The 22055-nt window shown below is 55.4% G+C and carries 17 protein-coding genes; 8 read left to right on the top strand and 9 right to left on the bottom strand.

Annotated features, from left to right (window positions below):
- Positions 1-50: 50 nt before the first annotated feature.
- Positions 51-1208 carry an ROK family transcriptional regulator gene (locus ABH899_RS11240; RefSeq protein WP_369996174.1) on the bottom strand — a complete coding sequence of 386 codons (1158 nt, stop codon included), beginning with the start codon at positions 1206-1208 and terminating at the stop codon, positions 51-53.
- A gap of 591 nt (positions 1209-1799) precedes the next feature.
- Here ABH899_RS11240 and ABH899_RS11235 point away from each other — a divergent pair.
- The 7 genes from ABH899_RS11235 to ABH899_RS11205 all read left to right on the top strand — a co-directional run bounded on the left by ABH899_RS11235 (position 1800) and on the right by ABH899_RS11205 (position 9194).
- Positions 1800-2096 (top strand): VanZ family protein, encoded by a 297-nt coding sequence (locus tag ABH899_RS11235; RefSeq protein ID WP_369996173.1) that lies wholly within the window; start codon positions 1800-1802, stop codon positions 2094-2096.
- A gap of 185 nt (positions 2097-2281) precedes the next feature.
- Entirely contained in the window at positions 2282-3643 is a 1362-nt protein-coding gene (bioA, locus tag ABH899_RS11230; RefSeq protein ID WP_369996171.1) for an adenosylmethionine--8-amino-7-oxononanoate transaminase, read from the top strand.
- The gene (gene bioD, locus ABH899_RS11225) at positions 3640-4452 is read left to right on the top strand and encodes a dethiobiotin synthase (protein ID WP_369996170.1); all 813 of its coding nucleotides are present in this window, start codon (positions 3640-3642) and stop codon (positions 4450-4452) included. Before bioA ends, bioD begins: the two co-directional genes overlap by 4 nt.
- Entirely contained in the window at positions 4449-5636 is a 1188-nt protein-coding gene (gene bioF, locus ABH899_RS11220; protein ID WP_369996169.1) for an 8-amino-7-oxononanoate synthase, read from the top strand. Before bioD ends, bioF begins: the two co-directional genes overlap by 4 nt.
- The gene (locus ABH899_RS11215; RefSeq protein ID WP_369996167.1) at positions 5633-6565 is read left to right on the top strand and encodes an alpha/beta hydrolase; all 933 of its coding nucleotides are present in this window, start codon (positions 5633-5635) and stop codon (positions 6563-6565) included. Before bioF ends, ABH899_RS11215 begins: the two co-directional genes overlap by 4 nt.
- Positions 6528-7466, top strand: a complete 939-nt coding sequence (locus ABH899_RS11210) for a methyltransferase (protein WP_369996166.1) — start codon at positions 6528-6530, stop codon at positions 7464-7466. The genes ABH899_RS11215 and ABH899_RS11210 overlap by 38 nt, the downstream gene beginning before the upstream one ends.
- Before the next feature lie 375 nt (positions 7467-7841).
- Positions 7842-9194, top strand: coding sequence for a lytic polysaccharide monooxygenase (locus ABH899_RS11205; protein WP_369996165.1), 1353 nt, complete (start codon positions 7842-7844; stop codon positions 9192-9194).
- 242 nt (positions 9195-9436) lie between these two features.
- Here ABH899_RS11205 and ABH899_RS11200 read toward each other — a convergent pair whose 3' ends face one another.
- The 4 genes from ABH899_RS11200 to ABH899_RS11185 form a co-directional block, all read right to left on the bottom strand.
- A complete protein-coding gene (locus tag ABH899_RS11200) occupies positions 9437-11062 on the bottom strand; it encodes a phospholipase D-like domain-containing protein (protein WP_369996163.1) in 1626 nt (541 codons plus the stop codon).
- A 129-nt stretch (positions 11063-11191) separates the two neighbouring features.
- The gene (gene rpmG, locus ABH899_RS11195; RefSeq protein ID WP_009673609.1) at positions 11192-11341 is read right to left on the bottom strand and encodes a 50S ribosomal protein L33; all 150 of its coding nucleotides are present in this window, start codon (positions 11339-11341) and stop codon (positions 11192-11194) included.
- A gap of 37 nt (positions 11342-11378) precedes the next feature.
- Entirely contained in the window at positions 11379-12587 is a 1209-nt protein-coding gene (locus ABH899_RS11190; protein ID WP_369996161.1) for a GTP-binding protein, read from the bottom strand.
- Between the two features lie 390 nt (positions 12588-12977).
- Positions 12978-13994: a potassium channel family protein gene (locus ABH899_RS11185; protein ID WP_218230168.1), complete on the bottom strand. Its 1017-nt coding sequence runs from the start codon at positions 13992-13994 to the stop codon at positions 12978-12980.
- Between the two features lie 423 nt (positions 13995-14417).
- On the opposite strand from ABH899_RS11185, the gene serS reads away from it, so the two are divergent.
- Positions 14418-15704: a serine--tRNA ligase gene (gene serS / locus ABH899_RS11180; RefSeq protein WP_369996160.1), complete on the top strand. Its 1287-nt coding sequence runs from the start codon at positions 14418-14420 to the stop codon at positions 15702-15704.
- Between the two features lie 172 nt (positions 15705-15876).
- Here serS and ABH899_RS11175 read toward each other — a convergent pair whose 3' ends face one another.
- The 4 genes from ABH899_RS11175 to ABH899_RS11160 all read right to left on the bottom strand — a co-directional run bounded on the left by ABH899_RS11175 (position 15877) and on the right by ABH899_RS11160 (position 22029).
- Positions 15877-17460, bottom strand: coding sequence for a response regulator (locus ABH899_RS11175; RefSeq protein ID WP_369996158.1), 1584 nt, complete (start codon positions 17458-17460; stop codon positions 15877-15879).
- 6 nt (positions 17461-17466) lie between these two features.
- Entirely contained in the window at positions 17467-19347 is a 1881-nt protein-coding gene (locus tag ABH899_RS11170) for a cache domain-containing sensor histidine kinase (RefSeq protein ID WP_369996492.1), read from the bottom strand.
- A gap of 143 nt (positions 19348-19490) precedes the next feature.
- Complete coding sequence (locus ABH899_RS11165) at positions 19491-21164, bottom strand: type 2 periplasmic-binding domain-containing protein (protein ID WP_369996157.1); 1674 nt, start codon at positions 21162-21164, stop codon at positions 19491-19493.
- 40 nt (positions 21165-21204) lie between these two features.
- Positions 21205-22029 carry a carbohydrate ABC transporter permease gene (locus ABH899_RS11160; protein WP_369996491.1) on the bottom strand — a complete coding sequence of 275 codons (825 nt, stop codon included), beginning with the start codon at positions 22027-22029 and terminating at the stop codon, positions 21205-21207.
- Between the last annotated feature and the right edge of the window lie 26 nt (positions 22030-22055).

Genomic DNA, 22055 nt, shown 5'->3' with positions numbered 1-22055 from the left:
GTCCCCTCCTTAATGTCCAATCCTGCTCTCCCCTGCTTAACTGCTCTGACTTATTCCAATGCAAAAAAACAGTTTTGCGAAATCAATCCCGAGCCGATGACTACGCCCTGCTCATGCAGTTCAGACTTCAGAATCCGGAAGGCACCCCTGAGGGGCTCCCACACATATTTCGAATAACACAGGTCGACCACCTCATCGAGGATCTCCGGGAATTTGTCGGTCAGTTCCCCGCTAAGGATGACACTGTCCGGGTTGTACATGCAGACCACATTGTTAATGGTGATCGCCATGTACATCAGCGCGCGTTCGATCAGATGCAGTGCCCAGCGTTCCCCTGCCTTCTTGGCTTCAAAAAGGTCCTCGATCGAGCGGACCGGCCGGATCTTGTTCGCTTCCGACAGCAATGATTTGATATTGATGTAAGTCTGAAGGCAGCCCGCCTTCCCGCAGTCGCACAGCATGCCGTTCGGATCAATCGTCGTATGGCCGATTTCACCGGCGCTGTTGGTCCTGCCCCGGTAGATCTCCCCTTCCATGATGAACGCCGAACCTACTCCATTCCCGAAACCAAGCAGGACGGTCCGCTGTGAGCCAATCGCCGCGCCCTTCATATGCTCGGCCAGGGCCTTGGCCTTGAGCTCGTTGTCCACCGCCACATCATAACCGGTGATTTCTTTAAGCCGTTCAGCAAGCCGGACATTTCTCCAACCGAGCTGTACGGAGAACATAACTTCTCCCGTGTCATTATCTATAATCCCGGGAAGGCCGACACCAACTCCGATGATCCGCTCACAGTCGATCTCATTGGATTTCGTAAGCTGGTCAATCTCTGTTCCAACGCGTTCCAGCGTAACTTCGGGACTCTCTTCCACTGACCGCGGATATTGGCTCATGGCTACAACATTGCCCTGCAAATCCACAATGCCAATATTTACTTGATGGCGGTCCAGCTCAACGCCTACCGAAAGCACGGCGGCATCAACCATTTCAAGCAGCGTGGACTTCCTGCCGAGCCCGGCAGAGACCTGTTCGGACTCCAGCAGATACCCTTCCTCTGCAAGCTCCGCCACAATGCGGCTTACCGTAGTTGGGCTCATCCCGGTCTGCTTGGCAATGGAAGCCCGGGAGATGGGCTGCTGGTGCTTGATGATCTCAAACACCGTCAGCCGATTCTGGCGTTTCATAAAATCCTGGTCATGTTTTTTCACTATTCATTCTCCATTATTTTTATCAATGAATTAATTAATGAGGATTTTGACTGTAAACTGATGTTTTTAACAGATATTTAACGAAAACTTTGTCTTTTTTTCTTTATATTCTCCAGTGATATTTATAATAATAGTCATAGCCTTATACGGTGTCAATATAAATAACATGTATTATAAATAAAATTTTTAAAGCAAAATGTAAGCGATTAAATTTAATTGGAATTTTATTTTAGTGACCAAAATGATTACTGAGCCGTGTATACATAACATGAATATAACATGAGAAACTTTTTTTAGGCTTCACAAACGCAAGTGACTAGAATACACACGGTCACTTGAACCTTGAATTTAATAGATTTTAGCTGGATGTGTAAGGAGATATGACTAATAGGCAAGATTTTTACCACGGAGAAATTAATTGTGAGGAAATGGCATTCTACTGCCGGAAAGCTAGGCGAGAAGCTGTGTTGAGAGAGAGTCTTGAGGCCCCTCTATGGAAGCTTAAGGAAATCTTTATCTTTTCCCCACATCATCTTAAATGTTGTGCTTTAGCTTTGAGAGGCAGGACAAAGACCAGCATGAAACGGGGAATTGCAATCTTATTTCGAGCAAGCCACCCTGCAAAGCTGGGTGAATTTCGCCGGGAACATCCTGATCTTCATGCCCTTCGGCATGCTGCTGCCTCTTCTGTTAAGAGGCATGTCGAATCCTTGGTCCAAGGTATTCATGCTGTCCTTCACCTTCAGCCTGGGGCTGGAGACTTCCCAGTTAATCCTGACCATCGGCACGTTCGACGTGGATGATCTGATTTTGAACACATTTGGGGGCTTGTTGGGGCATGGGGTGCTGAGATGGTTGCAAATATCTATTGCACCCAAGACCTCATGAACGACGACGAAACGTGAGTTGAATTCAAAACCGGATGAAGAGAGCCGCTGGACGAGCGGCTCTCTTTTTGCGTTCCTCTCCTCTATCATTCGATCTGCAAACTTGATATTTTCGAATGAACGTTATATTGTTAACCTGTATTTATCATATAAGGTTGACAATTAAAACGGAAGGATGCGGTTTGCTTGCTTACAGACTACGAACAATTGGCTGAACTGAACAAAGCCCACCTCTGGCACCCCTTTACACAGATGAAGGATTACAACGCTGCCGATCCCGTCATTATCGAACGCGGAGATGGCGTCCGGCTTTTTGACACAGAGGGAAAAGCTTATTATGACGGCTTTTCATCCGTCTGGCTCAACGTGCACGGCCACAGTGTTCCGGAACTGAACCAGGCGATTATCCGGCAGCTTGAACTCGTTGCACACTCCACCCTGCTCGGACTAAGCAATATTCCCGCCATCAAACTGGCCGCTAAACTGTCGGAAATCGCACCTGACGGGCTCCGGAAAGTATTTTTCTCGGATTCTGGCGCAACCGGCGTGGAAATTGCCCTGAAAATGGCCTATCAATACGCGCGCAACAAAGGCATGGAAAGCAAACGAACGTTTATCACGATGAAAGAAGCTTATCACGGAGATACGATCGGCGCGGTTAGCGTAGGAGCGATTCCGCTGTATCATGAAGTTTTCCGTCCGCTGCTTTTTGACGCTCATACGATCCCTTACCCGGATTCTTTCCGGCACCCGGGCGGCGCATCCGGCGCGATGACCGAAACGCTGGAAACGCTGCGGCTGCTGCTCGAAGCACGAGCCGATGAAATAGCCGGTCTCATCGTCGAGCCGGTTGTGCAGGGCGCCAGCGGCATCATCGTCATGCCTGAGGGCTGCCTTCGCGAAATCGCCCGGCTGTGCCGCAAGCACGGCGTGCTGCTGATCGCGGACGAGGTGGCGACCGGATTCGGACGCACGGGCGCTATGTTTGCCTGCGATCTCGAAGACGTGGCACCGGATCTCATGGTGGTGGGCAAAGGCTTGACGGGCGGCTATCTTCCGGTAGCGGCTACGCTTGCGACCGACGACGTGTATGACGCCTTCTATGCGGATTACGAGGAGCAGAAAACGTTTTTCCACGGTCATTCCTATACGGGAAATCCGCTGGGCTGCGCGGTCGCCTTGGAGAATCTCCGGTTGATGGAAGAACGCCGTGTAGTGGAAGGCGTTGCCGCCAAAGCCGAATTTGTAGCCGGCAAGCTCTCTTCCCTGAAAGCAAGCCCCCACGTGGGCGATATCCGGCAGCAAGGTCTTCTCGTCGGAATTGAGCTGGTCCGCGACAGAAAGACCAAGGAGCCCTACGCCTGGGAGGAACGGATTGGCGTTCATGTATGTGCGCGAGCCCGGGAACTGGGGCTGCTGACGCGGCCGCTCGGCAATGTAATCGTCTTCATCCCCCCACTGGCAAGCACACGGGAAGAGCTGGGGGCCATGACGGACATCATCGCCGCTTCTATCCGTGACGTTACGGAACAGGGGTGGCGGCCGTGAGCGGAATCCGGGGAATCTTCGTAACCGGGACGGATACCGGAGCCGGCAAGACGGTCGTCACGGCCGCCTTGGCCGCCGCGCTGCGCTCGGAAGGCTGGAACGTGGGCGTCTGGAAGCCGGTGCAGTCCGGCGAACCCATCGGCAGCGGCCTAAGCGACGCCGAAAAACTTGCGGCGGGAAGCGGTATTTCCGAGCCGCCGGAAGAAGTGGCGTCCTTTACGTTCCGCGCTCCGCTTGCGCCTTTACTCGCCGCAAAGGCAGAAGGCGTTCGTCTGACGATGGACATGCTTTATGAAGCCGGGCAGCCCTTGTGTTCACGCTACGATGCGATGCTTGTCGAAGGAGCGGGCGGGGCGGCGGTCCCTTTGACGGAAGACGCCCTGCTTGCGGAATGGATCGCCTTCCTCCGCATGCCGGTGCTGATCGTAGCCCGCGCGGGACTCGGCACGGTCAACCACACCCTCCTGACGGTCTCGTTCCTGAGGCAGTACGGGGTTGACATTCTGGGTGTCGTGCTCAATGAAGGCGCCTGCGCTCCTGGGGCTCCGGGGGTTCTTGAGGCTGCGGACGTACAAAACGAGCCGGACGGGCTGGACCCGAGCGTTGCCGGAAATGCCGCCTTAATCGAAACATTCGGCGGCGTCAAGGTTTTGGGCCGTTTTCCGCCTATAGGGAACGGGCCGGGGCCGCACCTGCTCGCGGAGACCGTACATACGACACTGGATCTGGCTCCAGTCCGCTCCTTTTTGTCGAAGTGCCTGGAGCCGTCACCGGAACTCTCCGGAGAAGGTTCCGAGGTGCGGATATGAACACAATGAACTGGATCGATAATGAACTGCAGATGTTGGCGGACGAATCTCTGGAGCGGACGCTGACGGATACCGGAGTATCCCGCTCGTTTCCCGGCCATTTGATGCGCGGAGGGCAGATTCTTCTTGATCTGACTTCCAATGATTATCTGGGCCTGAGCCGTCATCCGGACATCGCGGAAGCGATGCGCGGCGCGCTGCTCGAGGAATGCGGATCGGGAGCGGCGGCTTCCCGGCTTCTTACAGGCAACCGGCCGCCTTACAGCGAACTGGAAGCCGAGCTGGCCGTCTGGCAGAAGAAGGAAGCCTCGCTCGTCTTCGCTAACGGCTATATGGCCAACCTCGGTACGATACGCGCCTTGGTCGGCCGGGGAGACGTCGTTTTTTCCGACCGGCTCAATCACGCCAGCATAACGGACGGCATCATCCTGAGCCGGGCCGGGCATGTCCGCTATCGGCACAACGATATGGAGCATTTGGAACACCTGCTCAAAAAATCCGATAAAGCAAGGCGCAGGCTGATTGTAACGGATTCCATCTTCTCTATGGATGGAGATTCGACCCCTCTGCACAAGCTGGTGGAGCTGAAACACAATTACGACGCGATGCTCATGGTGGACGAGGCTCACGCGGAGGGGGTGTATGGACCGAACGGCGAAGGGCTTTGCCACGCCATGGATGTGCACCGGGAAGCCGACGTCATCATGGGAACGTTCAGCAAAGCTTTCGGCGTGTACGGAGCGCATATTACCGGCAGCCGAACTCTGATCCGCTGGCTGGTCAACAAAGCTCGCCCCCTCGTTTATTCGACCGCTCTGCCGCCGTCCGTTGCTGCCGGGATATACAGGGCACTGGGGATTGTGCAGACCGCGCATGACCGGCGGAATCATCTCCGGGCAGTTTCCGGCCGGTTCCGCCAAAGGCTTGCGCAAGCCGGACTGAACGTGATGCCGGGAGACTCGCCCATCGTTCCCGTAATTGCCGGAAGCAGTCGCGATTCGCTTCGTTGGTGCGAAGCGCTCGAACGGCACGGTATCGCAGCCCCCGCCATACGCCCTCCGACTGTTCCGGCCGGCAGCGCCCGGGTCCGCTTCTCCCTTTCGGCGGCGCATAGCGATGCCGTATTGAGCAAGGCTGCCGAAAGCATCGTGAGCGCGGCAGCGGCAGCGGAGATTCTCGTATGAAGCGTGCCCCTTCTCAAACGCCCGGCCGGGGCGTTCACCCGGTGAAGGAACACGGCGGCGCAGAACAGAGCGCGAAGCACTCCACACCCATTAAGACGGAGTTTGCCCTCCAACCAAGTGCATATTATGAACGTCCCCGTGCTTACTCGAAAAAAAGCGGTTCGATCCTATGGCTCAGCGGCTGGAGCATGCCGCCTGCCGTCTTGGATGATGTCCGGCGGGAGCTTCCGGAATTCCGGCATTTCTGTGCGGATTACGGCTCGGCGGAATCCCCCGGGGCTATCGCAGATTCGGTCCGTCGCCTCGCTCTGTCTCTCCGGGCTCGCCAACCGCATGGCGAACCGCATGAGAGAGCGTTTCCGGCTCCCCTGCTGATCGCGGGCTGGTCACTGGGCGGGCTGCTCGCCCTGCGGCTCGCTTCCGAAGGATTAGCGGACGGGCTGGTGTTGATCGGAGCCACCGCCTGTTTTGTGCGCCGGCCCGCCGAGCAACACTCAGGCTGGGCTCCCGCTTCCGTGCAGGCCATGATTCCGGCGCTCCGCCAAGATGCGGACCGGGTGCTTCAGCAGTTCCGCAGGCTGATGTTCACGAAAGAGGAACGTCGGGACGGACTTGACGCCAGACTTCCCGAAGCGAGCGGTTGGAGCGTGCCGGGGCTTATCGCCGGCCTAGAGCTTCTCGTCGCCGAGGATGTGCGGGACGTGCTGCCGGACATTCACTGCCCGGCCCTGTTGATTCACGGTATGCACGATAAGGTATGCCCCTACGGCGCGGCACTGGAAATACAAGCGGGCGTTCCGCAGACCGTGCTCGTGGAAGCCGCCGGATGCGGCCATGTTCCCTTTCTGCAAAAAGAACGGCAAACCGCCGAAACGATAAGGAGCTGGTGGAATGACTCATTTGAGCGGCAGAATCCGGCGTCAGTTTGACCGGAGCGCAGCCGGGCTTTACGACCAAAATGCCGCGGTTCAGCGATTTATGACCGCGCAGCTTGTCCGGCTGATCCGGGACGAGCTACAGCAGCCGCCGGATAGCCGGCTTGCCCGTATTCCAGCAGGCCATCTGCCGGTGCTGGAAATCGGCTGCGGCACGGGCCTGCTCACGGAGCGGCTGGCGGCCTTGCTGCCGCCCGGCGGCGAAATGACCGCGGCCGATCTCTCGCCCGCCATGCTGGAAGCGGCGAGAAACCGGCTGGGTGATCGCAGCGGGCGAAACGATCGCGGGTCCGGCGTTCCCCGGGAATCTTCGGCGCCGGCGCCTACTTCGTCCGGCTTCCCGGACAACCAGCCCGACTCCGTCCGGTTCCTGCAGGCCGATATCGAAAAATGGGCCGCCGATGCCCTCTCTTCTTCTTACGGGCTGATCGCTTCCAGCGCCTGCTTCCAGTGGTTCACCCGCCCCGCGCAGACGCTGTTTCACCTGCGCAGGCTCCTGAAGCCCGGCGGCAAGCTGATGTTTGCCACCTTCGGCCCGGCTACGTTTACCGAGCTGCACCGTTCTTTCGACAAAGCTTACCGGTCTATGGAAGTCCCGACGCAGCGGCACGGTTTGTCTTTTCACGGCGGGGACGAGTGGACGGATATGCTGCGTCAAGCAGGCTTCGGCGAGATTCGGACGACGCGCCTCGTGCGGACCGAGTATTTTCCCGACGTCGCCCTCTTCTTAAAAAGCGTGAAATCTCTCGGCGCAAGCACGACTAACGCCTTACAGCTGCCGGGCCTGAGCCCCAGACGCCTTTTCAGCGGCATGTTTGAACATTACGAAAAAGATTACGGCACACAGGGACGTATCCCGGTTACTTACGAGCTGCTGTTCATCCGGGCGACTTGAACCGATTTAAGCCTTCGTTCGTCCCTTTGCTTTTTCCTTCGATAGTTTAGAAATAAATGATTGAGTCATCATGGTAAATGATGTATATTTTAGTTATAAAAGGCTGTTTCACCTCCATGGAGCTTACTTTGTAAGTCTCCTCCTCCGTTTAATGTAAGCGTTTTATCACCCACCCCGGCATTCGAATCCGGTATAAGCTCTCACGAGAGTTTATATAACACCACTTCCGAAAGGAGGCTGACCGGCAACCTTGCACCGCAATCGTCCTCAAACTCCCGTTTTACCGAAAGGAGGTTATTGACGAATCTCTAAGCGATCGTGCGCAGCGCCCCTTCGTTCCGGTTCGAACCCCAATCCATTCAAGGAGGCTCTTTTATGACCCCAATCTCGCTCCGCAATCCTGTACTGGCCAAATGTCTGATCGCAAGCGGACTGGCACTGGCTTTGGCGTTCTGCCTGCTCCTTTTTACCGAAAAAGCGTCGGCACACGGATACATCGAATCACCGGGAAGCCGCGGTTACCTGTGCGCTGCCGGCAAAAATAAAAACTGCGGTGCGATCATTTACGAGCCGCAAAGTCTCGAAGCCTACAAGGGATTCCCCTCAGCCGGACCGGCGGACGGCAAAATTGCCAGCGCAAGCGGCCTGTTTCCGGAACTGGATCAGCAATCGGCCACACGCTGGACCAAAGTGAACATGTCTTCGGGAACGAATACGTTCAAATGGACCATTGAAGCCAATCATGCGACTACCAGCTGGAAGTACTATATCACCAAGCAGAACTGGGATCCAAACGCGCCTTTGAGCCGCGCATCCTTCGATCTGCAGCCTTTCTGCTCCGTCAACTTTAAAGGAAAACAACCGGGATTCACGTATACGGACACCTGTAATGTGCCAAGCAGAACGGGTTACCAGGTCATTCTGGCCGTATGGGAAATCGCGGATACGGAGAATGCCTTCTACAACGTAATCGACGCCAATTTCGGCGGCAGCGGACCGGCCGATACAACGGCACCGACTGCACCGTCAAACGCGTCTGCTTCCAACATTACGGCGACCGGCGCGACGATCAGTTGGAGCGCGGCAACGGATAACGTCGGTGTGACGGCCTACAAGATTTATAACGGCTCCACGCTCGTCGGCACGACTGCGAACGGAACGACGCTGAGCTACAACGCGGCCGGATTGACGGCGAACACGTCCTATACGTTCACGGTCCGCGCCACGGACGCGGCCGGCAATGACTCGGCTGCCAGCAACGCCGTGACGTTCAAAACAACGGCTGCCGCAGCCGATACGACAGCGCCTACCGCTCCTTCCGGGCTGCAAGTCGTCGGTTCGCCGACTTCTTCGTCCGTTTCGCTCAAATGGGGCGCTTCCACCGATAATGTCGGTGTAACCGGCTACCGTGTCTATCAAGGCGCCGCGCTCGTAAAATCCGTCTCCGGCACAGCGCTGGATACCGTGGTGAGCGGATTGAGCGCCAGTACCGCCTACACGTACACGGTGCGCGCTTTCGATGCGGCCGGCAACGAATCGGCTGACAGCAATGCCGTCAGCGCTACGACCTCCGCTCCTTCGGCAGCCGCTCCGTGGGCTCCGAACACCGCTTATACGGCGGGCACGCTCGTAACGTATAACGGCAGCACATACGAATGCCGGCAGTCGCACACTTCCCTGGTCGGCTGGGAGCCTGCCAACGTCCCGACCTTGTGGCTGAAAAAATAAACTCCGGCGCGAGCGCTCCTGCTCGCCGCCCCTATTGAACGAAAAAGAGCGGCCCTCCCGTTGTCCGACGGAAGGCGCCGCTCTTTTTCTGTGACGTTAAACCGGTTCAGGTGTACGCACCCATCGTACCGTATGCAGAGCCGTCCGGAGGCTCGTAAACAAGCGAGGAATAGGAAGCCGGAAGTCCCGTCATTCCTGCCGTTCGGCCCGTTCCGTCAGTCCCTTCAACCCCGTCGATCCGGTCAGGTGAAATTTTGCGTCAGTTTGTTCCAATACGTGGATGGATGCAGGGCAGGGTATTTAAAAAAGGTTTCCGGCCCGGAGATTTTCTCCGATACGCTTAAATCATAGTCGATCATTTTTTTCACTTGATCCGCAAACGATCTGCCTTTGACCAGCACCCCCAGTTCGAAATCGTGGCAGGCGCTTCGTTCATTGATATTGTAGGAACCGTGAAACACGCAGTCGGACCGCTTGTCATAGGTGATTTTCCAATGAGAAAATCGCTCCGTATGACTGTAGTCATAGAACGCGACGCCTTTGAGAAAAGGCTCGTACATGTTGCTGCGCACCGCCGATCCGTTGGTCGGATGGTCGTTGACACGCAAGGGGTTGCATAACGCGATGCACTCCGACCTCCGCTCATCCAGGCTTTTCAGCTCGTCCCAGAAGGCTTGGTCGATCAGGTACGGGTTGACGATCACCGTTTCGTCACCGGCATACGTGAGCAGGGACAAATAATACTGCTGGATCACGTTTACGGGATTCCCGGGAAAGCTCGCGTACAGCGTGCATTCTTCGTCACCGAAGCGCATATCTCTCTCCGGCTTGTAGAAAGAATCTTCCGGATCGAACACGTCTCCGCCAAGCACCGTCCATTGAAAGGAAAAGATCCGGTTCAGCGTTATTGCTGCGGCTCCCCGGATTCGAAAACATCCGTCGTGCCACTCTTCTTCCCGGGCCGGTACGCCAAGCCTCGGACCTCTGTCCCCTTCCGCATAAATTCGTTCGGGATCGGTCAAAACCGGCGTATCGAACAAATATTGATCCCCTACATTCACGGAGCCGACAATAGAGCTGATTCCGTCGACAATCATAAATTTCCGGTGATTGACCACGTTGACTCCCATCGTCATCTGCTCCTGGACGTAATCTTGGAGAAACAGGCTGCTTTCGGGCACTCCCCGGGAAGCCAGCTCCGCTCTCTTGGCGGGCCACTCTTCGTTGCCGTAGCACGTTTTGAACGTATTGATGACCTGGCCTCCGGCTTCTTTGAGTGTTTCGATCACTTCCTCCATATCCCCGACGGCGAGGTTCATGTTGTAGCCCAAGGCGGTAATTCCGAAATCGGCCATCAGCCGGACTTTGACGCCCCGCTTCAGCGCATCCAGCAGCGCTCCGGCGATTTTTTTCCCGGATTGGTCGTTAAAAAACAGCATCACGGAAAAGTGAATATACCGCTCCGCTCTCCCGATCTCGTCCAGCAGGACGCGCAGGCAGTCCGGACCGTTCACGTAGGCGTCGACCCTGTTACCGGACGTTGTCTGCGGCAGCAGGGCGTTCAGCTTGGCCAGATCCAAATGCTTCACATATGAACCCAGTTCTTCGATTACCTCCTGCCCGATGCCGGGTATAGACAGAAGCTGCTCATAACTCGTAAAAATGCCCCCGATTTCCTGCCGGTAACGGGCAGCCGCCTCGAACGGGATGTTGGCGGAAGCGAAATCCACGGCCTGCTGAGCCCCGTCGATCACCTTGTCCACCGGCCCCCGGGAAAGCAAATAATTAATAAAATTTTTAATTCCCTCCCGCACCGCTGTCGCGTCCTCACAGGAAGTTTGTTCCGTATCTTTGTTCGGCTTTTCCATCGTCAACCCTTCTCTCCCTTAGCTGCGGCCATGTCTACTATACCTTTAAACAAAAAAAAGAGCGGTTACCCGCTCTTTTCCATCCAAAATCAGGAAATACCCTCCCTGTATCGAGTTGATGCCGTTTCTTCAGCGCGTTTCCCTGTGCAGCGTGTGGCGCTTAAGGCGCGGACAGTATTTGCGCAGTTCCAGCCGGTTCGGCTGAGTTTTCTTGTTTTTCGTCGTCGTATAGTTGCGGTCGCCCGTTTCCGTGCACGCCAGCGTAACCGTCACTCTCATGCCCATTCACCTCCTCCTTATCCTCCTCCTGTTCCGTTTAAAAAGAGGCCTCGTTCAGCTCACCGACCAAATTAGGCAGTTCATCCGCAAAACGGCTCCAATCGCTCCGCATTTCTTCTGCGGTCAGCAGACAGGCATCCAGGGAACGGACAATTTCCCCTTGATCCAAATCAAGCCCGATAAACACCACTTTGTTGATGCGATCCCCGTAAACAGGGTCCCAGCGCGGGATGGAATCTCCTTCTTCGGCAAGGATTGCCTGCTTCTCCGTTTCCGGGAGCGCGGCCACCCAATAGCCCGCCGGTCCGAACCGGATCGAAGGACCCGCCTGGCTGAGATTCTGGGCGAACTTGTTCCGGGTAGCGAGCCACATGATTCCTTTGGCCCTCACGATTTCCGCCGGCCAGTCCTCCATCCAGCTTTTTAGACGCCGGGGCTCGAAGGGCAAGGTGCGCTCGTACACGAAAGAAGAAATTCCGTACTCGTCGGTTTCGGGCGTATGCTCCTCCTTCTCCATTTCCCGTATCCAGCCTGCGGAAGCGCTGGCTTCTTCGAAATTGAACAGATTCGTGTTCAAAATCTCGGCCGGAGCCACCTCACCCATAACGGACCGGATGAATTTCGCTTTCGGCTGAAGGGAACGGAGTACGCGCTCCAGCTCCAGAAGCTCGTCCGGATCGATCCTGTCGCATTTGTTAAGCACAAGCACATCGCAAAATTCAATCTGGTCGATCAGCAGATCGACCACGTCCCGATTGTCGTCGTCGCTGACGGCCTGCTTGCGGTCCAGAAGCGTTTCTCCAGAAGCGTAGTCATGCCAGAACCGGAAAGCGTCCACGACCGTAACCATGGTGTCCAGACGGCAGTACCGGGTCAGATCGATGTCCTGCTCCTCGTCGATATAAGTAAAAGTTTGAGCTACAGGCAGCGGTTCTCCCACCCCGGTCGATTCGATCAGAATATAATCGAAGCGGTTTTCTTTCGCCAGCCGCTCCACTTCTTTCAGCAGATCGTCGCGCAGGGTGCAGCAGATGCAGCCGTTGGACATCTCGACGAGGCTTTCGTTCGTCCGCGAAATCCCACCGCCGTCGCGGATCAGATCCGCATCCATGTTCACTTCGCTCAAATCATTGACGATAACGGCCACCTTTAAGCCGTCCCGGTTATTCAGCACATGATTCAGCAGGGTTGTTTTTCCGGCGCCTAAGTAGCCGCTTAATACCGTCACGGGTATTTTGTTATCCATTTCATCGCACTCCTTTATTCGGTATTACTAGCGCGTCATGATCACCGAACTCCGCCTCGTTAAAGCGGCGATTAGCATGTCCGTCTTCTTTTCAGCCCCGGTATGTAAGGGCGACTGGCGTTTTCATTATGTTAATAGTAATCGTTACGATTACGTATAACGGAAAATATACCGTCTTTCGTTTCCCCTGTCAACATCAAATTTTGAGTATCCATGAAACATATGCCCCTGCTTCAACCGTAACTCGAACATGTTGGAAAACGAGCTTTTGGGATCGCATTTCAGCCATTAAGCCCGGTTCCGCATAAAAAAAGCCAAACCCTTTCCAAGGTTTGGCTTGTTGCTCGGTCCGCCGTTTATCTTCGACAGACCGCTTTTTAGACGATTGGGTTATGTATGGTCCCGCAAATGCTTGTACGTCTCGGGCGAGCATACGACGAACAGCTTCGCGTCCGCCGGAATCGGATCGTTCAGCCGTGTATTGATGCTTAAATCCTGGCGGTCGGCGAGCAGGGTCGCGCCTTTTTTAAGAAGGTCCTGAAAGGCGTCGTAATAGTTCGCCCAAGCGGGATTCACCGACACTTCGTAAATCTCTCCCCCATACTGCCTGCTGATCAGCTGCATGTACAGCTCAACGCTGCCCTCGTTCAGCGCCGACCGGACGGCCAGCATGGAAACCGCGTCGTGCGATAGAATGAAATCGTTTACTTTTACGTGCCGGAAGTTCTGAATATGCTTCTCCGACATAATTTCCGCGGTCGTATAAACATCGGGAGCGAGTCTTTCGATGCTGGCCGCGATAAGCAGCGTTTTGCCGTCCACCAGGGACGAACCGCTGCTTGTTTCATCGGCGAAAATAATGGCTGATCTGGCTTTATCCAGCCCAGCCCGGATCAGCGTCTTATCTAGAGTGGGGTCGCCGCTTACAAAATGAACCTTTTTGTGGTCGTAAGGAATTTTCTCGTTTTCATCTATAATGACGATTTCCAGTTCGGGATCTGAAGCGATAAGTTCCTCTACGGCGGAATAAGCCTTCTTATTCCAGGTGATGACGACGATGTGACCGCGGCCATGATAATTCACTTTTCCGGTTTCCCTCCTTATTTTCAAAGTTGCAAAGGCATCAATGATTTTTCCGATTACGAGACTGAGAAGTCCGATTCCGAACAGATACAGAAAGATCGTGAACAGCTTGCCCAAAGCCGTTTTCATAAAATAATCGCCATACCCGACGGTCGCCATCGTTGTCATGACCCAGTACAGGCTGTTGAACCAGGTCTCGAACGTGTCCGGTTCCAGCCAGTAAGCGAGCACGGAGGCGAGCAGCACAAACAACAGGGCCATAACCGCCAGCAGCCCGTTGCTTAAACGTAAAATCCGGTGGGCGTAACGCAGAAAAAAATGCAAACTTCGACACCTCCATATGTTTATTTTACGGAAAATAACGGAAATCGTCTTCATTTGGCATGAAGAAAAAACAAACTGCCACAGGATGGAGTTCCGCGCAACAGTGGAGCGGGCAAGTCGGGTTTCCGTCCGATGGAGGCGAATGGGGGTTGAAACCGGAGCAAACCTGGTATATACTAAGCAAAATCATTATATCGGTATCACGCCAGTGAAGAGATTCCAACTCGGAGGCGTTATCGCCAAGGAGAAGCACAGCGCTTCCCCTAAGTTAACCGGGTCCGCCCGTTACCGCGGAACTAAAGTGGATTGGACGCCGCAAACGTCCGGTCAATTTGGGTGGCACCGCGAGAACATAAAAGCGCTCCTCGTCCCATGAAGACGACGGGCGCTTTTTGTATACCCAAAAAAAAGGAGTGCGGTGCCATGTTAGACGTAAAATGGATACGGGCCCATCAAGCGGAAGTCGAGTACGCAGCCCGGCACAAAGGAATCGAAGTTTCCATCCCGGAGCTTCTGGAACTGGACGAGGTGCGGCGGAGCCGGCTGGCCGAGATCGAGGCGTTGCGGCAGTCGCGCAATGCGCTTACCGAAGAAATCGGCATGCTTCTTAAGCAGGGCGATCAGCCCGAGGCCGCCCGCAAGAAACAAGCGGTGAAGGACATTCATCTGCGGCTGAACGATCTGGAGGCGGCGTACCGGTTAACCGATCAGGCGTACACGGCGGCGATGCTGCGCGTGCCGAATCCCGTGTCGCCCGATACCCCGGCCGGACAATCCGACAAAGACAATATCGAGCTGTACCGGGCAGGCACTCTCCCCGACTTCACATTCGAGCCGAAGGATCACGTAGCGCTGGGGAACCTTCATCGCATGATCGACATCCCGCGCGGCGTGAAAACAGCTGGCCCCCGCCACTATTACTTGACGGGCGCGGGAGTTCTGCTGCACCGGGCGGTTCAGCAGCTTGCCCTGGATCTGCTCACCGAGAAGGGCTTTATGCTCGTGGACGTGCCGCTGATGGCGCGCGGGGAAGCCCTTCTAAACACGGGCTACTTCCCCCTCGGGGAAGATCAGACTTTCAAGCTGGCCGATGAAGACAAATGGCTGGTCGGCACCTCGGAGGTCCCTCTTGTCTCCTACTACAGCAATGAAATCGTGGATCTTGCAGAGCCTATAAAGATGGCGGCCGTCTCCCTCTGCTTCCGGAGTGAAGTCGGATCGGCCGGAAGAGACGTCCACGGGCTGTACCGTGTCCATCAATTCGCCAAGGTGGAGCAAGTCATTATTTGCGAAAACAGTCTGGAGAAATCGGATGAACTTCTGCGGGAAATTACTAAAAACGCGGAAGAATTGATGCGGCTGCTGGAGCTGCCGTACCGGGTCGTGGCGGTTTGCTGCGGGGATATGGGGCAAAAAACGTATAAGCAGGTCGACATCGAAACCTGGATGCCGAGCCGGAATGCCTACGGGGAAACGCATTCGTCGTCCAACCTGCTTGACTTCCAGGCCCGGCGTTCGAACATCCGCTACCGCAATGCGGAAGGGCGTCTGACGTACGCCTACACGCTGAACAACACCGCGGTCGCTTCGCCGCGTATTCTGATTCCGCTGCTTGAGAATCATCAGCGGGAGGACGGTTCGATCCGTATTCCCGAGGCATTGAGAAAATACATGAACGGCATCGGGGAGATCCGGGCCATACACGAATAAAAAAACTGCCGGAGAATGTCCGGCAGCCAAAGTCCCTTCCGTCAGGAAGGGACTTTTTGACGTGTACAAGAAGGTTTACGGAGCCGCCGTAATGACGAAAGCTTCCCAGGCTCCGCCGACGGAGTCCCTTTAAATAGGCCTCGTTTCACTGCTAGATGTCCGTTATTTCGGGTTATCCTTCCATGTACCGTTTGGCGCGGTATTCCTGCGGAGTGATGCCTTCTTTTTCCTTAAAAACCCGGGTAAACAGCTTCGTATTCTCAAAGCCGACCTGTTCGGCGATTTCATACACTTTGGAATGACTGCTTTCCAGCAACTCTTTGGCCCGGGAAATGCGGATTTTCTTAAGATAGCCGACGAAATTGTCCCCGGTATATTCCTTAAAAATTTTGCTGAAATACGTATAGTTCAGCGATACATAGTTGGATACCATCGCCATGTTGAGATCCCGGGCATAATTTTCTTCCATGTATTTGACCGCCCGCTTGATTTCGATGTGATCGACGTGCACTTGTTTCATCCGACCGACGTATTCGTCCAGCAGCTCGACCAGACGTCCTGCGCAATCCGCGTATTCGTGGTAATGTTCGAAATTGTCGATCGTGCCGGCTTTTTTGTATATTCTCAAAATCTCCACGGATTGCTCCCCGTACGTATGAAAAACCTGATCGAACACATCCTTGTTCAGCAGGCTGGAGACCGCTTCCACGTAGGCAACGCCTTCTTCGCGCGCTGTACGCGCGTCCAGTACATGCGCAAGCAGCGCTTTGATTTCCTCGAGTCGTCCCGTGCCGAGCTTGTTGGAAATTTGCCGGATGTGCTCGCGCGGGATTTCTCCGCGGTTCCGCTTCTCCTCCAGCTCCTCAACAAGCTGCACGCAGCCGCCGGCCGAAGCAATAAAGGTGCTTCGGAGAGCGCTCAGCGCCTCGCGGTAGGCTTCCTTGAACAGCGCCGCATCGCACTTCTCCCGGCTGACGCCCGCGCGCAGCAGCGGGCTGCTCCCGTCCGGGACAGCGGCCCGCAGCAGGCGCAGCACGACGTCGTCCGGCGCCAGCAGGACAAGGCTGCGGTCCTTGTCCATGAAGACGAACGTGCTCGCGCTGTTCAGAAGCGGCTGCAGGTCCCGCGGAACCAGCCGCTCCAGCCGTGCGAGCCCCTCGTCCAGCTCGCGGGGGCGCAGATCCGGCGGAAAGCGCAGCAGCCCGAGCCTCCAGCCGCTGCCGCTGCCGTTGCCGTTGTCCGCGAACCCTACGGTAGCCAGCCGCTGCCTGATCTCGGATGCATCCATCTCCGGATGCATCAGAATGTAATTCAGCTGGCTTGAATGGAACGATTCAAGCTCGCCGGAGCCGGCGGAATACTTACCCGGCCGCGCTTCCTGCCGGTCCAGCTCCTTCTCGGCCTGCCGCAAGGCTTCGTAGAGCTCTTCGCGCACGATCGGCTTCAGCAGGTAGCCCTTGACGCCGTTGCGGATCGCTTCCTTGGCGTAGGCGAAGTCGTCATGCCCGCTCAGAATAAATACGAGCGGCTTGACGGGGAATGTCTGCAGCTCCCGAAGGAGCGCTATTCCGTCCATTCCGGGCATGCGGATGTCCGTAATGACGATATGGGCGCCCGCATCGCGCACAATCCGCAGCGCTTCCTCTCCGTCCGAGGCGAGTTCAATCTCGTAAGTCCCGGCAAATTCCCTCCGGATCATGGAGGAAACCCCGAGCCGGATGTTCTTTTCATCGTCTACAATCAACAATTTGCGCATAAGCCGTTATCCCCCTCCGGTTAATGAAAGCAGCGGCAGGCTCAGGACGACCTCCGTCCAGGCTCCATCCCTGCTGGTTATCTGCAGCCCGTACTCCCTGCCATAGTAGAGCCGTACGCGCTGGTTCACATTTCGCAGGCCGATTCCGCTGCCCTCCCGCTCGCGAAGTTCCCCAGCGGAATGCCGGTGCCGGAACGCTTCGTCCTCCATGCTCATCGTGAGCCTGAGCTCCTCAAGCTTACGCAGCGTCATCCCTCTGCCGTCATCGTGAACGCTGATGAACATGCGGTCGTCCAGCTCCCGCGCTTTCACGGTAATCACCAGCACATCTTCGCCGCCCGCCGAGCGGATTCCGTGCTTGACGGCATTTTCCACAATCGGCTGGAGAGACATCTTGGGCAGCTTCTGGTCCCAAAATCCAGGCGGAATCTCAAGCTGCAGGCGCAGCTTATCGTCATAACGGATGTTCATAATGGCGATATAATTGCCGATATGCTGAATCTCGTCTGCCAGCCGCACATAATCGCTGGTCCACTTCAGGTTGTACCGCATCATGCCGCCGAGCGAGGTCAGGGCGTCCGACAGCGCGTACTGCTCCCCGATTTCAGCCATCATTTTCAAATTTTCCAGCGTGTTGTACATAAAATGGGAATCGATCTGGTTTTTCAGCGAGTTCAGCTCGGCTTCCTTCGTCGCCGCCTGCTTATTGACCGCCTCCACGATGAGCTCGTTAATTTTGCGCAGCATGAGCCGGAAGTGATGAGCCAGTTCCCCCACTTCGCCTCCCCCGTGAATGTCGATGTCGAAATGAAAATTGCCCTGGCGCACTCTTTTCATCGAATTTTGCAGCACGTGAAGCTTTTTCAGAATGAGCGACAGCAGAAAATACGTCGTCACCGCCAGCAGCGCGATCAGGCCGGTAACAGCCAGAATCAGATTATTGCGCGTCTTCGCGATATCCGAAAACGGCTCCTCCAGGGAAACGATGTTCAGCATAAAGGCGCCGAGCCGGTCGAGCTTCGCGTACACGCACAAATACCGCGTTCCTTTGCTTGTAAATTCAAAGCTGCCGCCGAGGGAAGCGTCCCGGTTCAACCGGTCGAGAAATTCGGACGGCGCCAGTTTGCGGAAGAAAGCGGTATCATAAAGCGTGTGAACGGTCCCGCTTCCGTCGACGATCATCATCTGCGACTGTCCGTCCTGCACCCGGCTGAACGTCTTCGGGAAGAATAGATCGAAGAACATATCGACCTGCACGATCGCCTCATGCCGGCCTTTAACGAAGCTGACTTCCCGCAGCAGCGATACTTTCCCCCGCTCATCCATCGAGGGAACAGACGTATCCCGGATGAGATCCGGGTCCGAATGCCCGAAGATCCACTGGACAGTGCCTGAGCTTTCTTTTACTTGTTTGTACCAGGGCTGGCCGGTAACCCGGGATTCGCTGAAAAAAACCGGCCATATTTCCTTCACGTTCGCATTGTTCGTGAACAACCGGATATGAGCGAGATTCGGATTGTTAAACTGAAGACGCAGCAGGTTGTCGTAAGCGTTCCGGCGGTATTCGAGCAGCTCGTTCACTTCGAGATTGCGGTTGCTCTGCAAATATTCCGCGACGGCCGTATCGGAAACGATCAGCTGGGCGGTTCTCTCCATCGTTTCCATATGATTGTAAATATTGGTTTTCTCCACTTCCAGCATCGACTCGTTCGATTTGACAATTTCCCGGATCGTGCTCTGGTAAAAGGAGTTAAACAAGTACATCGACAGCAGCACAACCGGAATCAGCATGATAAAAATATACGAGACGATCAAGCGGGTCTGCAGCGGAACGGCGCCTGCCGCCTGGATCGTCCGGGCTTTCCAGCCGGATATCCGGCTTGTCATATCCACCGCATCACATCCTAGTCGAGTATCGGAAAAAAGAAAGCCCGATCGGACAGCGCAAAAGCAAAATTATGGCAATCGGACTAGTTCCAGTATATCGCCAAAACTCCAAAAAACCCAGAAGTCTGGGTTCTTTGAAAAGCTTATTTCAAAAACTGCTGAAGCTTCTTTAGATTGTCCTCGTACACTTTTTGCCGGTACGCTTCCACCTTGGCGATGCCCGCGTTTTCGCGATCCTTCAGAAACTTGGCGAAAATCTGGTCGAATTCCCCGTCGCTCTTGGCGAGCAGCAGCTTCGGCAGCGCCTTGCCCCACAACTGGGTTACTTTGCCCGCGATGATCCCTTCCTCGGAAGTTCCCGTCGGATTCACCTGATCAAATTGAGAGAAGCTTTTCGTTTTCCCTTTCGTCCACTCTTCCAACTGCTTGAACGGTTCCACGGCGGGCGGCGCCCATTTCAAGTTCATCGTCGTATCCATCAGCATCCAGAATGTGTAGGAGGACCCGTACCGTTTGTCGAACGCCGCACGGTCTTTGTTGAGCAGAGCGAGCGCCTCCGGTTTGAACTGGTCTTTGCCGTCAATCGTATCGTAGGAAACGCCTTTCTCTCCGAGATAGAAATCCTTCTGACCTTCTTCGCTCAGCATATACGTCAGAAAACGGATGGCCCTGGCTTTATCCTTCACGTCTTTGGAAATCAGCGTGACCGTCCAGCCGGAAATCGTGCCCCCGCTCAAGGCGGGCGGGTCCTGCTTCGCATTGCCGGGACCGTCCACGGCGATATACACGGAGTTCGGGTCCTTGGCATACAGCACATTCTGCTGAGCGGCGAAGTCCGTGCGCTGATACATCATCGCGAAGTAGCGCCCCTGGGCGATTTTCTCTTCCATCTGCGGCCGCTTGTCGATAAAAATGTCTTTGGCGAGCAAGCCCGTCTCGTTGGCCTTGCGGAACGTTTTCAGCCATTTAACGTACTCGGGGTCCGTGGTGCGGTCGTACAGCTTGCCGTCTTTTTCCATCGGAATGGCAAGGAAGTTCTGCAGAATGGAAGAACGCTGGTTATAATCTTCCAGCGAATAGTTGCCGGTGTCCCCGAATTCGTGCAGTCCGAGCGGAATGAGCGGCTGCCCCCCAACCTCGGGAAACTTTTCCTTCGCGGCCTTCAATGCGCCGAGGAAGCCTTCCGGCGTCCGCATATCGGGCTTGCCAAGCGCCTCGTACATATCTTTGCGGACCAGGAAGGTCTGGTTCGACGTCTGTTTGTCCCCCGAAGTCTCGTAATCCTTAGGAGAGGCCGCGGCGTTCGGATAGCCGTATACGTTCCCGTCCGGCTGCGTATACCACGACACCTTGGCGGGGTCCGCCACCTTGACGAAATACGGATCGTACTGGTCGGCAAGCTTGTTGAGAGGAAGCACCATCCCGCCCTCGATCATTTTCTTGACCCCGTCCTCATACCAGCCGAGCGTGATAAAATCCGGCAGCTTGCCCGACGCGATCATCGTATTGAGCTTCTCGTTCTCGTTGCCCGCGGGTACGATCAGGTTAAGATTCACACCGGTTTTCTTGGTGATATACTGCGAGGTCGGATCGGCTCCCCACTTGCTCCCGAACCAGGAGAAATTCAAATACCAGTCGAACGTGACGGGCGACGTGTCGCTCTTCCACCCCGGCGCGTTCGGGTCGATCTTGACTTCGGCGGCCGTGGACTCCGGCTTGGACGTTTCACCTTCCGCCCCTCTTTGCTTGCATGCCGCGGACGTTAAGGCCAGGACGGCGCTGAGAACCAGAGGAACCAGCCTGCTCGTTTTGCGCATAAGATCGGTCTCCTTTTACACGAATCATGAATACTTCAATCTAACCTTTGATGGAACCAATCATAAACCCTTTCACAAAATATTTTTGCAGAAACGGATAAGCCAGAACAATTGGGAGCGTAGTGACCACCATCGTCGCCAGCTTGATCGATTGGGAGGTGACGTTCTTGGCCATCCCGCCGGGAGCAGCGGCCAGCATCTGGTTCGAGCTGGATTGGGCCACCACCCTGTAAAGGAAGGTCTGGATCGGCTGAAGATCGGGATTGTTGATGTAGATCATGCCCGTAAAATAATCGTTCCACTGATAGACCCCGTGAAACAAGGCGATCGTAGCCACTACCGGCATGGACACAGGGAGCACCACTCTGCAAAAAATCGTAAAGTCGCCGGCGCCGTCGATTTTCGCCGCTTCTTCGAGCCCCGCCGGAATTTCCCTGAAGAAGGCGAGAAAAATAATCAGGTCGAAGAAATTGAACATCGCGGGAAGAATGTATACCCAGAAGCTGTCCAGCAGTCCCAGATCACGAATGAGCAGATAGGTCGGGATCAGCCCCCCGCTGAAAAAAAGCGTCACCGTGCCCAGCATCATATACACCCGTCGTCCGGCCAGCTCCCTGCGGGAGAACGCGTATGCGACCATCGAGGTGAAAAACACGTGTGCCGCGGTGCCGATTAGCGTTTTTGCCACCGTAATGCCCATGGCCTTCATAATCCCCGTATTTTCAAAAACGGCCCGGTAATTGTCCAGGCTCGGCTCCCTCGGCCACCAATAAATCCCGCCCTGCATCGCATCGGTCCCGTTGTTGAACGAATGGACCAGCACGTACCAGATCGGATAGAGCGTCACAAAACAGACAAGCAGCATCGCGAGCCCGTTTAAACCATCAAAAA

The organism is Paenibacillus sp. RC84, from assembly GCF_041260495.1.
GTDB lineage: Bacteria > Bacillota > Bacilli > Paenibacillales > NBRC-103111 > Paenibacillus_F.
The sequence above is the reverse complement of the archived record's forward strand: the minus strand, read 5'-3'. Positions and strand labels throughout refer to the sequence as shown.

Excerpts from the sequence above, each read along its gene's own strand:
- ABH899_RS11170 (WP_369996492.1), bottom strand. The coding sequence starts at position 19,347 with ATGACAAGCCGGATATCCGGCTGGAAAGCCCGGACGATCCAGGCGGCA.
- ABH899_RS11160 (WP_369996491.1), bottom strand. The coding sequence starts at position 22,029 with ATGCTGCTTGTCTGTTTTGTGACGCTCTATCCGATCTGGTACGTGCTG.
- ABH899_RS11165 (WP_369996157.1), bottom strand. The coding sequence starts at position 21,164 with ATGCGCAAAACGAGCAGGCTGGTTCCTCTGGTTCTCAGCGCCGTCCTG.
- ABH899_RS11190 (WP_369996161.1), bottom strand. The coding sequence starts at position 12,587 with ATGGATAACAAAATACCCGTGACGGTATTAAGCGGCTACTTAGGCGCC.
- bioF (WP_369996169.1), top strand. The coding sequence starts at position 4,449 with ATGAACACAATGAACTGGATCGATAATGAACTGCAGATGTTGGCGGAC.
- ABH899_RS11215 (WP_369996167.1), top strand. The coding sequence starts at position 5,633 with ATGAAGCGTGCCCCTTCTCAAACGCCCGGCCGGGGCGTTCACCCGGTG.
- rpmG (WP_009673609.1), bottom strand. The coding sequence starts at position 11,341 with ATGAGAGTGACGGTTACGCTGGCGTGCACGGAAACGGGCGACCGCAAC.
- ABH899_RS11205 (WP_369996165.1), top strand. The coding sequence starts at position 7,842 with ATGACCCCAATCTCGCTCCGCAATCCTGTACTGGCCAAATGTCTGATC.
- ABH899_RS11210 (WP_369996166.1), top strand. The coding sequence starts at position 6,528 with ATGACTCATTTGAGCGGCAGAATCCGGCGTCAGTTTGACCGGAGCGCA.
- ABH899_RS11200 (WP_369996163.1), bottom strand. The coding sequence starts at position 11,062 with ATGGAAAAGCCGAACAAAGATACGGAACAAACTTCCTGTGAGGACGCG.
- ABH899_RS11175 (WP_369996158.1), bottom strand. The coding sequence starts at position 17,460 with ATGCGCAAATTGTTGATTGTAGACGATGAAAAGAACATCCGGCTCGGG.
- serS (WP_369996160.1), top strand. The coding sequence starts at position 14,418 with ATGTTAGACGTAAAATGGATACGGGCCCATCAAGCGGAAGTCGAGTAC.